Raw genomic sequence first — 14,547 nt, 5'->3', positions numbered from 1 at the left:
ATCAGCCGTAGATCATCTTGTCCTGCAATGCGCGCAGCTCGGCGATCTTAGAGCCGGGCTGTGGTGCTGCGTTGGCATAGGTGATGAGTTCACCCTTTTTGATTGGTGCAGTGACGGTGCCGTTTTGTAGCAAGCCGCAAGGAATGGCCTTGGCACTGCGTGCTTCCGGTGTCGTCATGATCCATGAACGATAGCAATATTGGCCAATCGCATCGAGATGATCGCCCGGCTGCAAGTCTTTCTTTGCGACCGCGCAGACTTCCGCCACCGGCTTTGGCAGCGGCACCATATCGGATTTGCCATGCAGAACGGCGCGTGCAACCGTCAGCGGTACTTCCAGCGATGTAAGGTGGTATGGGCGGTGGAAGGTGAAATAAGGGCCTTTGCCGATCTTCAGATCTTCAAGGCGCTCATTAAGGCGAGGGTGGTCCATCTTGGCCACAACGAATACGCCGGGCGAAACGCCTTTGCCGATGGAATAATCGACGACGCCGCTTTTGCTGAGAACGCCGCCATCCGCCTGAGGGATAAGGGTTTGGCTCAACTGGTCGATGCTGGCGCGCGGGCCGTGCATCCCGGCAATATCAGGAACAAGGCCAGTTGCATTGGCAATGGCTGCCATCTCGACCATGGTTTTTGAGCCATCGATGAATTCGACCAGCAGGCGGACATTCATGTTCCGGCGGTCGGCTTCTTCCTGATAGTCGTCAGGGATGGCATCAAAATTGAGCGGGTTGTTCTTGCCCTTGCCAGCAGAGACCACTTCATAGCCAAGGGCTGAAACGAACTCGATCAACTCCATGCAGGAGGAAGGCTCGTCACCAGCGCCCAGCGAATAAATGACGCCCTGTTTGTCGGCCTGTGCCTTGAGGTAAGGCCCGATGGTGACATCGGCTTCGACATTCATCATCACAAGATGCTTGCCATGCTCGATGGCCTTGATGCCGGTTTCAGCGCCGACTTCCGGAATGCCGGTTGCATCGATGATGACGTCGATCAGCGGATTGGAGAGGATCAGATCATTATCGCCGGTGACTGCGATCTTTCCACTTTCGATGGCACTGATCATAGCGCTTTCGCTATTGGCTTCGCGCGCATTGTCATCGTCGCCATAGGCAGTGCGGACAGCCTTGAAGGTGTTCGGCAGACGGCGGGCAGAAAGGGCGCCCACTTCGATGCCGGGCATACGGGCGACTTGTGTGACAATATCCGTGCCCATTTCACCAGCACCGATAAGACCGATGCGGATTGGTTTTCCGGTTTCAGCGCGCAATTGCAAGTCTCGCGCCAGCCCAACCAGTGCCACATTCGTCGTCATGAGAGTCTCCGCAAATTACTTAGTGCGTTTCGATCTGAAAAAACCAGATTGGCGCTCTAACCGTTTTTATTTGAAGCATAATCTTATCGATCCTCGTTTCACGCCGACAGGACTTATGCTCTAACCATCTATTTCGCGATAATTTTGTCACGCTTATATTGTTATAGATGCGCAATGGACGAACAGTCTCTATATCAACAGTGAAAAGCGCGCATCTCAAATCGGCGCGACAAAATACGCATTCCCCATATGCATTCCATCGGAGCCTTTATGAGCAACGCATCCCCCTTCGACCTCGTTATCTTCGATTGCGACGGTGTTCTCGTCGATAGCGAGCCGCTTTCCTGCCGCGCGTTTGAGCAGGTTTATGCCAATCACGGCATGATGCTGCCGGAGGGTACGGTTGCAAAAGGCATCGGCATGAAGCAGGCAGATATTCTTGAAATGATTGCCGGGCTGACGGGCCATCGTTTGCCAGAAGAAGCTTTGAGTCAGTTCTGGCCGGAAACGAAGGTTCTGTTTGCCGAACATTTGCAGCCGGCAGTCGGTATTGCCGATTTTCTGAAAATCCTGCCGCACAAGCGTTGCGTTGCATCCTCCTCGCAGCCGGAGCGCATTGCATTCAGCTTGGAGAAGACGGGTATCAACCATTACTTCGGTGATGCGGTCTATTCATCGAGCATGGTCAAGCGCGGCAAGCCCGCACCTGATCTTTTCCTTTTTGCAGCCGACAAGATGGGCGTTGATCCGGCGCGCTGCGTGGTGATCGAAGATTCGCCGTTTGGCGTTGAAGGCGCGATTGCAGCCGGTATGACGGCCTTTGGCTATACGGGTGGTGGTCATACCTATGAAGGTCATGCAGAACGCTTGTCTTCCAAGGGTGCGAGCCACGTTTTCGGCCATTGGGATGATATCGCCCGTGAAATACTGGTTGCCGCGTGAGGTTATGATTTGCCGGGCCTTTTTTATAGGTTAAAGAAGGCGTTATCAGTTCAGCAGAAAGTTTGAGGGAATGAAGGACGCAATTACGCTCGATCAGTTGCGCGAGGCGATCGGCACGGAAATCGGATGTTCCGAGTGGCGTGAAGTCACGCAGGAAATGATCAATCAGTTTGCCGATGCAACGGATGATCATCAGTTCATTCATGTTGATCCAGAGCGCGCAGCCAAGGAAACGCCATTTGGCGGCACGATTGCGCATGGGTTTCTGACTTTATCGCTGCTTTCAACGCTGGCTTTTGAAGCGCTGCCGATGCTGCAAGGTGCCACCATGGGTATTAATTACGGCTTCGATAAAGTGCGCTTCATGTCACCGGTCAAGACAGGCGCACGCGTACGCGCCCGTTTCAAGCTTGCCGATGCCGATATTCGCCCATCGGGCCGGGTGGTCAATCATTACGAAGTGACGCTGGAAGTTGAGAACACCATCAAGCCAGCGCTCACGGCGACATGGCTTACCATCGCCGTGGTGGAGCCACCAGAGGCGTAAATGCTGCTCTTTAAGAGTTTTGAAGCCGTCCCTCTTCATCAAGTGGGGCGGCTTTGTCTTTGTGGGTTGTCATCAGCTCACGGAAGAAGAACGGGCCATGCAGAAACATGCCAAAGTCGTAGAAGTTCTTCTTCTCGGCACCGCGCATATAAAGCAGGTGCATCAGGAAGAAATTGCCCTTTGAACGCTTATAGCGGTTTTCACTGTGTACGTTTTTGAAGCGGATACGATGGATGAGCGGCGGGTTCTCAGCTTTTATCTTCAGCGCATTCGCCGGATCTGAGCCGTAGAAGTGGATGATGTCGGTGAGAACCTGAAACTCCGACCAGAGCACAGGGCTGTCGTTCATCACCACGCGCACGTCTTCGCGCAAGCCGCGTGCCTTTGGATGAAGAGCGATCATCAGCAGGCATGAGCCAATGGCCAGCATAGACACAGGCTGCTTTGTGAGCAGGTCGGGGCGCTCACGCTGAACATCTGCCAGCGCTTCCACGGCTGGAACCGTGCCGAGGCTATGGGCGACGATAATCACTTCGTCGGCGTTGCTTTCCTTAATCTTCTTTTTGAGTGCTTCCGCAAAGGCGCGACGACGTGCTTTGAGCTTGTCGTTGCGGCTATAGATACGGTCATAGGCAGCCGACCAGTCATCGAGCAGATAGGACATGAAGAATCGGTCGCCGGGCCAGCGCACGAGCAATGTGGCGATAACTGCGGCAAGCGGCAGGGACCAGACAAGGTTCCAGGATGGGAAACCGGCAAGCATTGGCGCAGAAGCGATCATGGCCGCGATTGCGATAATGACGATGGATAACAGAAACGGCCACATGAAGAACATCACGAAGCGCCAGCTGGTCAGCAGATAGCGGAGCAGGGTGCCTGTGAAGAAAATGTTCATGAAGGCGCGGAAGCCCGTCAGCATACGCATGGGTGTAGAGCGGGCTGCGTAGTCGTCAAAGATGTCTGCGGTGCCAAACTGACAGAATTCGGTTTCCGTTTGCCAGCCATTGCCATTGGTCGTCGCTGTCAGACTGCCGCAGTCATCCGACTCGTCTTTCATCGGAGGCAATTTGGTCTTTGCGTGCCACAAACGGTCGAAGTCCTTCAACGCTTGCGCATGACGCACGCGGACGGCTTTCGGGTGCAGGCCTTCATAGCCTGTGAATTGAATAACGAGTCGTTTGTGGAAAGACATAAATCTCGACAGAAGGAATCAATGAATGGGGATGGGCGGTACATTTCACCAGCCTGTAGCTCATGACGGAGCAATGAGGCTGAATTGTGCGAAAAGCGCGTGCTCTCTAGCCTATAAAGGCTGATTTGGTCATTATAATTCGACGTGAAGCCATTATTTGTACCCAGGGCCGGGCAAAGTCTTATCTTGAGGTGGACAAAAGCCGGGCCATCTGGTAATGCCAGCCCCAATTTGCAGCGTTTATGTTGCGAAGCTTGGGAGCCTTTCGGCGTTTAGACAGTTGACTCTGTCGACTGAACATCGTTAAGAGACGCCCTTAAAGCCTCAGGCTCAACCGAAATTCTAACCGATACGGGATTACACGTGCAGGTACTCGTCCGCGATAACAATGTTGATCAGGCTCTCCGCGCTCTGAAGAAAAAGATGCAGCGCGAAGGTATCTTCCGCGAAATGAAGATGCGTGGCCATTATGAAAAGCCATCTGAAAAGCGCGCCCGCGAAAAGGCAGAAGCCGTTCGTCGCGCTCGCAAGCTGGCTCGTAAGCGCGCACAGCGTGAAGGTCTTATCGGCGGCGGTCGTACCGCAGCTCGCTAAGTGACCTGAGATTGGCGCCGCCTTTGTGGCGCCTTTTGCTTACCGGTGCAGCTTATGGCTCGCGCCGGTTTTTGCATGTCTGAAGGTCAGAGCATGATCTCGGTTTGCTTCACGAGATAAGACATGCCGATTTGAAGTGTCAGCGGGCCGCCATATACTGACCTTTATTGTGGCGTTGATCCATCTGGAGCAAAGATCCGATAGTATCAGATCCGGGCTTCCAAGAGTTGAGTTTACGCCTATCTTATCCGAAAGCCGGTTTCGTTTTTCGGGTGCATTTCAAGGCGCAGTTTTTCCTGCGGCCTTTTGCTGTGCTATAGAGACAAATATAGTATTGTGGCTGTTGTATCAGCCGGGGACAAAGTTGACGGAAGTTCAGGGTTTCAGGTCCCTCGCTCCGATCAAGCAGAAAGGAACGCTGTCGTTGCCAACACGCTTTAAGGTGATGCATTCGTCCGGGAACTTTGTTGAGAAGGCCGGAAAATCAACAGGCTCTCATTTTGCACGAAACAGCCTATTGGCGGTCACGGCAGTTCTGGCTCTTGCGGTTGCTGGTTGCCAAAGCTCCAACACGCATAGCGCATTGAGCACGGTTGATCGTGCTCAAGGTTCGAGCGAAAACATCAGCTCGCTCACCAGCGTTATTCAGAGCAACCCGCGCGATCCCGAAGCTTACAACGTGCGCGGATCGGCTTATGGCAAGGCCCGCCGTTATAAGGAAGCGCTGCGTGATTTCGATCAGGCAATTGCGCTGAACCCGAATTTCTACCAGGCCTATGCAAACCGCGCGCTGATTTATCGTTATATGGGTGACAGCGGCAAGGCAGCGCAGGATTACAGCCGCGCGATCCAGATCAACCCGCAATATGATGCAGCTTATGTCGGACGTGGTAATGTCTATCGTCTGGCTGGACGTCTCGATCAGGCGCTTAGCGATTTTAACCAGGCAATCTCGTTGCAGACGACCGATGGCCGCGCCTACCATAACCGTGGTCTGATCTATCAGGCCAAGGGCCAGCACAAGCAGGCGATTGAAGATTTCTCGAAAGCGATTTCGCTTAATTCAACAGCACCTGAACCTTATAATGGTCGCGGCATTTCTTATGTGGCGCTGGGCGATTACGACAACGCATTTGACGATTTCAACACGGCGATCACCCTTGATGGCAATGTTGCTGAAAGCTGGTCCAATCAGGCGCTGGTCTATGAACAGCGCGGCGACAAGGCCAAGGCTGCGAATTCTTATTCGCGCGCTATTCAGCTTGATGCAAACTATCAGCCTGCCAAGGCTGGATTGGCACGCACACGCGGCTAGTGGATTGGATTGGACGTTTGAATCCCGGCTGACATTAATGCTGTTTCAAACGTCAAATTCGAAAAATCCCCACAGACACTAATCCATCTTTTACAAGAATAATTACAGCGGTGCTCTCCAAAATAGGGGGCGCCGCTTTTCTTTATTAAAAGCCGACATATAATCATTGTTATGTCGCTCTTCGATCATATCGGCTTTCAAAGCAAAGACCTTCGCCGCAGCCTTTCTTTCTATGAAAGCTGCATGCCTAAACTTGGGCTCGCTGTTATTCCACATTCGGATAGCGGTTTCTTTGTGAGTGGAGGCGAGAGGGCACCTGTGCCCTTTCTATGGATACACAAAGGGCAGAAAGCAGACGCAGGCGTGCCTGAAGGCAAGCCGGGCAACCATCTTCATCTGATGTTCAATGCGAGCAGTCGTGAAGATGTGGAGGCTTTTTTCCGGGCAGCAGTTCAGGGTGGCGGCAGGGAGAGCGGCTCACCGGCCTATCAGGGGCCGGAAGAGATGGGCTATTATGCGGCTCTCGTCTTCGACCCTGATGGCAATACGCTGGAAGCAGGTTTTAGACGGAGGGTGCGATAAACACCCTCAGTCTGTAGTTTAGCTGCGTGAACGCAGGTTGCGCTTGTCGAGACGATTGACGAGATAATCGCCGATGAGCTGAATTCCGCACACCATGATGATCAGAATAATCACCACAGCAATCATGATCTGCGTTTCAAAGCGCTGATATCCGTAACGGATAGCCAGATCACCTAGACCGCCTGCACCGATGGCACCAGCCATTGCAGACGCGCCAATGAGTGTGATGATGGTCACGGTGAAGCCTGCGATGATGCCGGGAAGGGCCTCCGGCACCAGCACTTCACGCACGATCGTCCAGCGGTTTGCGCCCATCGATCGTGCAGCTTCCACGAGGCCGTTATCCACTTCGCGCAGCGAGACTTCAGCGATACGCGCGTAATAGGGAATGGCGGCAATCGACAATGGCACGATGGATGCCCATGTGCCGATCGATGTGCCGACAACAAAGCGCGTCACCGGGATAAGTGCCACAAGCAAAATGATGAAAGGCACTGAACGGAAGCCATTGATGATGGCACCGAGAATGGCGTTGATTGTCAGGTTTTGCGCAAGGCCACCACGTTCGGTCAGAATCATAATGAGTGCCAGCGGCAGACCGACGACGAGCGAAATCAGGCTCGAAAAGCCGGTCATGATCATGGTCTCCCAGAAGGAGCGCCAGAGAAGATCAAGCATTGCCTGAGACATAGCCGAGAACCTCCGTGGCGTCTGCATGGGTGTTGAAATAGGCGAGTGTGGCGTCTAGTTTTGCCTTGTCCTGCGTGGGCAGGCCAATGAACATGGTTCCAACCGGCTCGCCCTGAATGGTATCCATACCGCCATGGATCAGTTGAAGCGCAATGCCGGTCGCAAGTGTCGCTTCGCTGAAGAATGCGCCCTTGGCGGCGGTTCCTGAAAGCTTGACCTTGAGAATGGCAAGATCGCCGGTCTTGTCGAGGCGCTCGCGCCACACGGCAGGCAGTTCCGGCTCCAGCACTTGCAACATGCTTTGCGTGATGGGCGACTGCGGATTGGCGAAGACTTTCCAGACAGGACCTTCTTCGGCGATTGCGCCGTGATCCAGCACGATCACCCGGTCGGCGATGCGGCGGATAACGTCCATTTCATGGGTAATGAGCAGGATGGTAAGGCCAAGCTTGGTGTTGATATCTTTGAGCAGCGCCAGAATTGACTGGGTTGTCTCAGGATCGAGCGCCGAGGTGGCTTCGTCAGAGAGCAGAACGGCGGGTTCGGCAGCAAGTGCGCGCGCAATGCCGACGCGCTGCTTCTGGCCACCGGAAAGCTGTGCCGGATATTGCTTCGCCTTGTCGGAGAGACCGACGAGATCCAGCAGTTCTGCCACGCGCTTGATGCGCTGAGCTTTTGGCATACCCGCAATCTTGAGCGGTAAAGCTACGTTCTGCGCCACGGTTTTGGCCGACATGAGATTGAAGTGCTGAAACACCATGCCGATGCGGCGGCGCACAGGGCGAAGCGCGTCTTCACCAAGGCCGGTGATCTCACGACCTTCAATCAGGATTGAACCGCTGTCGGGCTTCTCAAGGCCATTGACGCAGCGGATCAGCGTGGATTTGCCCGCGCCGCTACGACCGATGATGCCGAGAATTTCGCCGCGTGCGACGGAAAGAGAGACGCCGCTGATCGCAGCCGTTTCGCCGAACATTCGGCGCACGTCTTTCATTTCGACGATGGGCGCTAATGCGGCAGGTGGCTGTTCAATGGTCACGGTCGTTTCTTCTATAGTTAGATGCACCGCTGTAAAACAGCGGCAAACTGCAATCGGATAAGGCTTCAAGGAAAGATGAGGCCTGGCTAAGCCATGGAGCTAATGCTCACCGCCGATGCTTTTGGGCAATTTTTTTGCTTACGTCAATAAAAGCCGCGCCGGAAAAGCTTTTTCCGGCGCGGTCTTTCAGTCACTCATAGCAATTAGTTCCAGGCTGGAATGCCTGTGCCCTTGTAAACGCGGTCCAGCTCGGCCTTGACGGCGTCGTTCTGGAAGGAGGCAACAAGGTTCTTTACCCATTCAGCATTTTCATCTTCGGTGCGGACCGCGATGAAGTTGTTGTATGGGTTGTTTTCCTTGGATTCCCAACCGATCGCTTCTTCCTTCTTCAGGCCAGCTTTAGCTGCCCAGTCGTTGTTCACGATTGCGACATCGAGATCATCAATCGAGCGACCGACGACACCGGCGTCGAGTTCCTTGATTTCGATCTTCTTTGGATTTTCAATCACATCGATTGGCGTTGCGAGGATGCCTGCTTCCGGCTTCAGCTTGATAAGGCCGCTTGCTTCGAGAACGCGGAGCGCACGACCTTCATTCGATGGGTCGTTCGGCACACCGACAACTGCGCCTTCTTTCAGTTCATCAAGGCTCTTGATCTTGCGCGAATAGATGCCGATTGGCCAGACAGCGGTGTAACCTGCAACGCTGATCTTGTAGCCGTGCTGCTTGATCTGTTCGTCAAGGTAAGGCTTGTGCTGGAAAGCGTTCGCGTCGATTTCCTTGCGTTCCAGCGCTTCATTTGGCTGGTTGTAGTCGTTGAAGGTCACGCGCTCGATGTTGAGGCCGTGCTTCTTGCCTTCTTCGGCAACGACTTTCCAGACGTCTTCGTCTTCGCCGCCCATGATGCCGACCTTGATGGTCTTGTCTTCTGCGTGGCTTGGCGCGCTCGCAAAACCAACTGTTAGAGCTGCAGCGGTGAAGAGGGCAGCTTTCAGACCCGCGCGGCGGGTCAGCGAATAGCGGGAAAGGACTGACGACATTCTTATTTTCCTTGTCTAAAGTTTTTTGGAGAGCCGGTCCCGGAAAGTGATCATGTTAGATGATCTTTCTCCCCCTGCCCACCTTGATGCCGATAATTCCCGTTTGCACGGCAATAAACAAGGAAAATTATTTCAGCTTCACGAGATTCAGCGATTGTGAAATTGCGTTCACAGCCCCGTGAGCGGATTGCCATTTCCGCTCACGGGGCTGACCGGAATCTGGTTCTAATAATTATCCGAAATAATCATCTGGGCGGCCTTCTCGGCAATCATCAAAGTGGGTGAGTTTGTGTTGCCGGAGGTGATTCCGGGCATGACCGAGGCATCGGCCACGCGCAGTCCCTGAATGCCGTTAAGTCGCAGACGCGGATCGACAATCGCTTCAGCATCTACACCCATTCGGCAGGTGCCGACCGGATGGAAAATCGTGGTGCCGATATCGCCCGCTGCTTTTTCCAGCTGCTCCTGCGTTTCATAGCTTGGTCCGGGCTTGAATTCTTCCGGGCGATATTTCTGCAAAGGCGCCTGCGCCACGATATGGCGGGTGAGGCGGATCGAATCGGCTGCAACACGGCGGTCGCTTTCTGCGGAAAGATAGTTCGGCTGGATTGCCGGTTGGGTCCGGTGATCAGGCGACTTGATGTGGATCGAACCACGGCTGTCAGGGCGCAGATTACAGACGGATGCGGTAAAGGCCGGGAAGGGGTGGACGGCTTCACCGAATTTCTCAAGGCTCAATGGCTGCACATGATATTGCAGATTGGCTGTTTCATAGGATGGGTCCGAACGGGTGAAAACACCGAGCTGGCTGGGTGCCATCGACATGGGGCCAGAGCGACGCAGGAAATACTCAAGCCCGATCATGGCTTTACCGAAGAGCTTGCTCGCCTTTTCATTGAGCGTTGGAATGCCGGTAACTTTATAAGCGCAGCGCAGTTGCAGATGATCCTGCAGATTTTCGCCCAGCTGTCTGCGTTCGAGTTTTACCGGAATGCCTGCCTTTTGCAGCACATCACCACGTCCTACGCCTGAAAGCTCCAATATCTGCGGCGAGCCGACGGCACCTGCTGCCAAAATAATCTCGCGTTTTGCTTTGACGGTCCGGGTTGTCCCATTCTGATCGAAAGTGACGCCGGTTGCCCGCAGCTCTTCGATCTCGATGCGGCGAACATGGGCGCCGGTTTCAACGCGCAGGTTCGGGCGATCAAGAGCCGGGCGCAGAAAGGCTTTGGCCGTATTCCAGCGAATTCCGCGCTTCTGGTTGACCTTGAAATAGGACACGCCTTCATTGTCACCGCGATTGAAATCGTCGGTTGCTGGAATTCCGGCAGCAACCGCTGCATCACGAAAAGCATCCAGAATATCCCAATGCAGGCGGGCACTTTCGACACGCCATTCGCCACCTGTGCCATGCAGATCATCTGCGCCTGCGAAATTGTCTTCTGACTTTTTGAAGAAGGGCAACACGTCGTCCCAGCCCCAGCCGTCGCAACCGGCCTGTCGCCACAGATCATAATCGCGTGCCTGTCCGCGCATATAGATCATGCCATTGATGGAGGAGCAGCCACCAAGCACTTTGCCCCGCGGATAGCCGAGCGAGCGCCCATTCAGGCCTGCTTCCGCTTCTGTGGTGAAACACCAGTCGGTGCGCGGATTGCCGATGCAGTAAAGATAGCCGACGGGGATATGAATCCACGCGTAATTGTCTTTGCCACCTGCTTCAAGCAGCAGCACGGAACGGTTCTTATCTGCGGAAAGGCGGTTCGCAAGGGCGCAGCCAGCCGTGCCCGCGCCAACCACGATGTAATCGTAGGTGTCGGTCATGATTTCATATCCAGTAAAAAGGTGGAGCCGCTATCTTATGAACATGCGGCTCCGGAAGTGCCGGTTATCCGAACAATTTCTTTCCAAGCCGCGATGCATAGAACTCGCCCACGATGCCTCTACGGAAGAGCAGAACGCAGGCCATGAAGATGACACCAGTGACGATTGTCACGGGGAAGTCGGAGGTTGCGAGATAGTTCTGAAGAGCGACCACGAAGGCTGCGCCGACGATTGGGCCGATCAGCGTTCCGATTCCGCCAAGCAGCGTCATCAGGATCACTTCGCCCGACATCTGCCAGCCCACATCGGTGAGTGTGGCAAACTGGAAGACAAGTGCCTTCATGCCGCCTGCAAGTCCTGCAAGTGCTGCCGACATGACAAAGGCTGCAAGCTTGTAGTGATTGACGGAATAGCCCAGCGACACGGCGCGGTTTTCGTTTTCGCGGACTGATTTGAGGATCATGCCGAAAGGCGAATTGATGATGCGCCAGATCGCAAAGACCCCGATCACAAACACAGCCAGTACAAAATAATACATATTCATCGGCTGATTAAGGTCGATAAAGCCAAAGAGATAGCCGCGTGGCACACCCTGAAGACCGTCTTCGCCGTGTGTAAAGGCCGCTTGCAGACAGAAGAAGAAGAACATCTGCGCCAGCGCCAGCGTGATCATCGTTGAATAGATGCCCTGGCGGCGAATAGCGAGATAGCCGATGATGAGGCCGAGAACGGCCGCAGCCACGACGCCAAGCAGGATGCCAATTTCGGGTGTTACACCCCATACTTTGACGGCATGTGCTGTGACATACGCAGCACCGCCGAAGAAGGCTGCATGGCCAAATGATAGAATGCCGGTATAGCCGAGCAGCAGATTGAATGCGGAGGCAAAGAGCGCAAAGCACAGCATCTTCATCAGGAAGATCGGATAGACCATGAAGGGTGCTACGATCAATCCAGCAATGGCAATCGCCAGAACGACCGCCGAAAGGCTGTTGAGGGCCGGCGCTTTTGCCTGATGGTTTGTCGCCGTTGCTTTGAGAACAGTATCAGTCATATCAGGCCTCCCTCCCGAACAGTCCGGCGGGTCGCACCAGAAGGACGATAGCCATGATAACGAAGATGACGATGCTGGAAGCTTCGGGATAGAACACCTTGGTCAAACCTTCTGCCAGCCCCAGCACATAGCCGGTGATGATGGCGCCAAGGATCGACCCCATTCCGCCGACCACGACCACGGCAAAGACCACGATGATGATGTTGGACCCCATCAGCGGGCTGACCTGATAGATGGGAGCCGCCAGAATTCCGGCAAAGCCAGCAAGGGCAGCACCCAACGCATAGGTGAAGGTGAGCAGCAGTGGCACATTGATGCCGAAGGCTTTGACCAGTGTGGGGTTTTCGGTTGCGGCGCGTAAGTAAGCGCCAAGCTTGGTCTTCTCGATCAGAAGCCATGTGCCGATACAGATGACGAGTGAAGCCACCACCACCCATGCGCGATAGTTGGGCAGGAACATGAAGCCGAGATTATTGCCGCCTGCAAGTGATGGCGGGACGGCATAGGGTTGACCGGCAGCACCATAATAATAGCGGAAAGTGCCTTCGATCACGAGCGCCAGACCAAAAGTGAACAGCAGGCCATAGAGCGGATCAAGATTATAGAGCCTCGAGAGCGCAACGCGCTCGATGATGGCGCCGCCCAGACCCACGATCAGTGGAGCGAGCATAAGCGCTGGCCAATAGCCGATGCCAAGGCCGCTTAACAGCAGGTAGCCAACAAATGCGCCGAGCATATATTGCGCGCCATGGGCAAAATTGATGATGCGCAAAAGCCCGAAGATGATGGCGAGGCCGAGGCTCAGCATGGCGTAGAAAGAGCCATTGATGAGGCCCACGAGCAATTGCCCGAGAAGCGCTTGCAAAGGTATTCCAAAAATCATTGTCATTGGTTTAAACCCCCAAAGCTTGCGTGAGCGATGCCATCCGTTCTGGCAGCTCGGCGGTTGGGAAGTTTTCCGTCACCACGCCATGATCCATCAGATAAAAGCGGTCGGCGACTTTTGCTGCAAAGCGGAAGTTCTGCTCGACCAGCAACACGGTCATGCCGCGCTTTTTGAGTTCTACCAGTACATCGCCGATGCGCTGGATGATGACGGGCGCAAGCCCTTCGGTCGGCTCATCGAGCAGCATCACCTTCACGCCGGTCCGTAGGATGCGGGCAATCGCCAACATCTGCTGTTCGCCACCCGAAAGCTTGGTGCCGGGGCTGTTGCGGCGCTCATAGAGATTGGGGAAGAGCTCGTAAATCTCGTCGAGTGACATGGCTCCGCTACCCTTGCCGACTACGGGCGGCAGCAGCAGATTTTCATGCACGTTGAGCGTTGCAAAGATTCCGCGTTCTTCCGGCACAAAGCCAAGGCCAGTACGCGCTATGCGATGCAGCGGCACGCGCAGTATGTCCTTGCCATCAAGCGTGATGGTGCCGGTGCGCTTGCGGATGATGCCCATGATCGCGCGCAGCGTTGTGGTTTTGCCGACGCCATTGCGACCCAGAAGCGTGATGGTTTCACCGGGCCAGATATCGAGATCGACGCCGTGCAACGCATGGCTTTCGCCATACCAGGCATTAAGCCCGCGCACTGAGAGCAGGGGGTGGCCTCTATTCATGTTCGGTTCCCATATAAGCGGTGCGGACGCGCTCGTCTTGTGCGACGGTGGCATAATTGCCCGATGCGAGGATTTCGCCGCGTTGCAGCACCGTGACGTGGTGGGCGATGTCGGCCACCACTTTGAGATTGTGTTCTACCATCAGTACCGCACGATCTTTTGCTACATCGGTGATGAGGGCGGCAATGATGTGCACGTCTTCGTGCCCCATGCCTGCCATTGGCTCATCAAGCAGCAGCACTTTCGGATCGAGTGCCAGTGTGGTGGCGATTTCAAGCGCGCGCTTACGGCCATAGGAAAGATCGGCGGCCAGCGCATGACGCGCATCGCTAAGACCGACGCGCTCAAGAAGATCAATTGCTTTTGCGTCGAGCTGATCCAGTGCAGACAGCGAACGCCAGAACTGCGTTGCCAGACCATTTGGGCGTTGAAGCGCGACCTTCACGTTTTCCAGCACCGTCAGATGCGGGAAGGTTGCGGAAATCTGAAACGAGCGCACCAGACCCATCCTTGCTACCTTGGCAGGGTTGGTTTTGGTGATGTTTTCGCCAAGAAGCGTAATCTCGCCGCTTGTCGGCTGGAGGAATTTGGTGAGCAGGTTGAAAACGGTCGTCTTGCCTGCACCATTTGGCCCGATCAGGGCATGAACGCGGGCGTGCTCTACATCAAGATCGACATTCTTCACCGCATGAAAGCCGCCAAACGACTTGCCCAGCCCACGTGCAGAAAGAACAATCCTCGACGGCTCTGCTTCTCGCAGAGCCGTAGTATTTTGAGTTGCTGTGTTCATGCCATCAGCC

General features: G+C 54.7%; 15 protein-coding genes. 5 read left to right on the top strand and 10 right to left on the bottom strand.

The features are described from left to right. Position 1: 1 nt before the first annotated feature. Positions 2 to 1,318 (bottom strand): 1-deoxy-D-ribulose 5-phosphate reductoisomerase, encoded by a 1,317-nt coding sequence (locus tag CEV34_RS03515; protein ID WP_007876326.1) that lies wholly within the window; start codon positions 1,316 to 1,318, stop codon positions 2 to 4. Between the two features lie 270 nt (positions 1,319 to 1,588). On the opposite strand from CEV34_RS03515, the gene CEV34_RS03510 reads away from it, so the two are divergent. After that, positions 1,589 to 2,260 carry an HAD family hydrolase gene (locus tag CEV34_RS03510; RefSeq protein WP_007876324.1) on the top strand — a complete coding sequence of 224 codons (672 nt, stop codon included), beginning with the start codon at positions 1,589 to 1,591 and terminating at the stop codon, positions 2,258 to 2,260. Between the two features lie 70 nt (positions 2,261 to 2,330). Further along, entirely contained in the window at positions 2,331 to 2,807 is a 477-nt protein-coding gene (locus CEV34_RS03505; RefSeq protein ID WP_007876322.1) for a MaoC family dehydratase, read from the top strand. 10 nt (positions 2,808 to 2,817) lie between these two features. Here CEV34_RS03505 and CEV34_RS03500 read toward each other — a convergent pair whose 3' ends face one another. Beyond that, positions 2,818 to 3,999 carry a hypothetical protein gene (locus CEV34_RS03500; protein WP_007876320.1) on the bottom strand — a complete coding sequence of 394 codons (1,182 nt, stop codon included), beginning with the start codon at positions 3,997 to 3,999 and terminating at the stop codon, positions 2,818 to 2,820. Between the two features lie 363 nt (positions 4,000 to 4,362). Between CEV34_RS03500 and rpsU the strand changes: the two genes are divergently transcribed. From rpsU to CEV34_RS03485, 3 genes are all read left to right on the top strand, one after another. After that, positions 4,363 to 4,593, top strand: a complete 231-nt coding sequence (rpsU, locus tag CEV34_RS03495; protein WP_007876315.1) for a 30S ribosomal protein S21 — start codon at positions 4,363 to 4,365, stop codon at positions 4,591 to 4,593. A gap of 445 nt (positions 4,594 to 5,038) precedes the next feature. Beyond that, complete coding sequence (locus CEV34_RS03490) at positions 5,039 to 5,908, top strand: tetratricopeptide repeat protein (protein ID WP_039860084.1); 870 nt, start codon at positions 5,039 to 5,041, stop codon at positions 5,906 to 5,908. A gap of 171 nt (positions 5,909 to 6,079) precedes the next feature. Then, positions 6,080 to 6,490 carry a VOC family protein gene (locus CEV34_RS03485; protein WP_007876312.1) on the top strand — a complete coding sequence of 137 codons (411 nt, stop codon included), beginning with the start codon at positions 6,080 to 6,082 and terminating at the stop codon, positions 6,488 to 6,490. A gap of 18 nt (positions 6,491 to 6,508) precedes the next feature. Here the strand turns inward: CEV34_RS03485 and CEV34_RS03480 are convergent, their stop codons facing one another. The 8 genes from CEV34_RS03480 to CEV34_RS03445 all read right to left on the bottom strand — a co-directional run bounded on the left by CEV34_RS03480 (position 6,509) and on the right by CEV34_RS03445 (position 14,537). Then, positions 6,509 to 7,180, bottom strand: a complete 672-nt coding sequence (locus CEV34_RS03480) for a methionine ABC transporter permease (RefSeq protein WP_007876310.1) — start codon at positions 7,178 to 7,180, stop codon at positions 6,509 to 6,511. Continuing rightward, complete coding sequence (locus tag CEV34_RS03475; protein ID WP_007876308.1) at positions 7,161 to 8,219, bottom strand: methionine ABC transporter ATP-binding protein; 1,059 nt, start codon at positions 8,217 to 8,219, stop codon at positions 7,161 to 7,163. Before CEV34_RS03475 ends, CEV34_RS03480 begins: the two co-directional genes overlap by 20 nt. A gap of 203 nt (positions 8,220 to 8,422) precedes the next feature. Continuing rightward, a complete protein-coding gene (locus tag CEV34_RS03470; protein WP_007876306.1) occupies positions 8,423 to 9,259 on the bottom strand; it encodes a MetQ/NlpA family ABC transporter substrate-binding protein in 837 nt (278 codons plus the stop codon). A gap of 225 nt (positions 9,260 to 9,484) precedes the next feature. Continuing rightward, positions 9,485 to 11,083: a GMC family oxidoreductase gene (locus CEV34_RS03465; protein ID WP_007876299.1), complete on the bottom strand. Its 1,599-nt coding sequence runs from the start codon at positions 11,081 to 11,083 to the stop codon at positions 9,485 to 9,487. 64 nt (positions 11,084 to 11,147) lie between these two features. Next, positions 11,148 to 12,137, bottom strand: a complete 990-nt coding sequence (locus CEV34_RS03460; RefSeq protein ID WP_007876297.1) for a branched-chain amino acid ABC transporter permease — start codon at positions 12,135 to 12,137, stop codon at positions 11,148 to 11,150. Between the two features lies 1 nt (position 12,138). Further along, a complete protein-coding gene (locus CEV34_RS03455) occupies positions 12,139 to 13,026 on the bottom strand; it encodes a branched-chain amino acid ABC transporter permease (RefSeq protein ID WP_007876295.1) in 888 nt (295 codons plus the stop codon). 4 nt (positions 13,027 to 13,030) lie between these two features. Next, on the bottom strand, positions 13,031 to 13,747 hold the full coding sequence (locus tag CEV34_RS03450) for an ABC transporter ATP-binding protein (RefSeq protein ID WP_007876292.1): 717 nt from the start codon (positions 13,745 to 13,747) through the stop codon (positions 13,031 to 13,033). Next, positions 13,740 to 14,537 (bottom strand): ABC transporter ATP-binding protein, encoded by a 798-nt coding sequence (locus CEV34_RS03445; protein ID WP_007876290.1) that lies wholly within the window; start codon positions 14,535 to 14,537, stop codon positions 13,740 to 13,742. Before CEV34_RS03445 ends, CEV34_RS03450 begins: the two co-directional genes overlap by 8 nt. Between the last annotated feature and the right edge of the window lie 10 nt (positions 14,538 to 14,547).

Source organism: Brucella pseudogrignonensis, from assembly GCF_002252525.1.
Taxonomy (GTDB): domain Bacteria; phylum Pseudomonadota; class Alphaproteobacteria; order Rhizobiales; family Rhizobiaceae; genus Brucella; species Brucella pseudogrignonensis.
This window is presented reverse-complemented; position numbering and strand designations above follow the sequence as displayed.

Coding starts and splice junctions, on each gene's coding strand:
- CEV34_RS03485 (WP_007876312.1), top strand. CDS start 6,080: ATGTCGCTCTTCGATCATATCGGCTTTCAAAGCAAAGACCTTCGCCGC.
- CEV34_RS03510 (WP_007876324.1), top strand. CDS start 1,589: ATGAGCAACGCATCCCCCTTCGACCTCGTTATCTTCGATTGCGACGGT.
- CEV34_RS03465 (WP_007876299.1), bottom strand. CDS start 11,083: ATGACCGACACCTACGATTACATCGTGGTTGGCGCGGGCACGGCTGGC.
- CEV34_RS03470 (WP_007876306.1), bottom strand. CDS start 9,259: ATGTCGTCAGTCCTTTCCCGCTATTCGCTGACCCGCCGCGCGGGTCTG.
- CEV34_RS03505 (WP_007876322.1), top strand. CDS start 2,331: ATGAAGGACGCAATTACGCTCGATCAGTTGCGCGAGGCGATCGGCACG.
- CEV34_RS03480 (WP_007876310.1), bottom strand. CDS start 7,180: ATGTCTCAGGCAATGCTTGATCTTCTCTGGCGCTCCTTCTGGGAGACC.
- CEV34_RS03515 (WP_007876326.1), bottom strand. CDS start 1,318: ATGACGACGAATGTGGCACTGGTTGGGCTGGCGCGAGACTTGCAATTG.
- CEV34_RS03490 (WP_039860084.1), top strand. CDS start 5,039: ATGCATTCGTCCGGGAACTTTGTTGAGAAGGCCGGAAAATCAACAGGC.
- CEV34_RS03455 (WP_007876295.1), bottom strand. CDS start 13,026: ATGACAATGATTTTTGGAATACCTTTGCAAGCGCTTCTCGGGCAATTG.
- CEV34_RS03500 (WP_007876320.1), bottom strand. CDS start 3,999: ATGTCTTTCCACAAACGACTCGTTATTCAATTCACAGGCTATGAAGGC.
- CEV34_RS03450 (WP_007876292.1), bottom strand. CDS start 13,747: ATGAATAGAGGCCACCCCCTGCTCTCAGTGCGCGGGCTTAATGCCTGG.
- CEV34_RS03445 (WP_007876290.1), bottom strand. CDS start 14,537: ATGAACACAGCAACTCAAAATACTACGGCTCTGCGAGAAGCAGAGCCG.
- CEV34_RS03460 (WP_007876297.1), bottom strand. CDS start 12,137: ATGACTGATACTGTTCTCAAAGCAACGGCGACAAACCATCAGGCAAAA.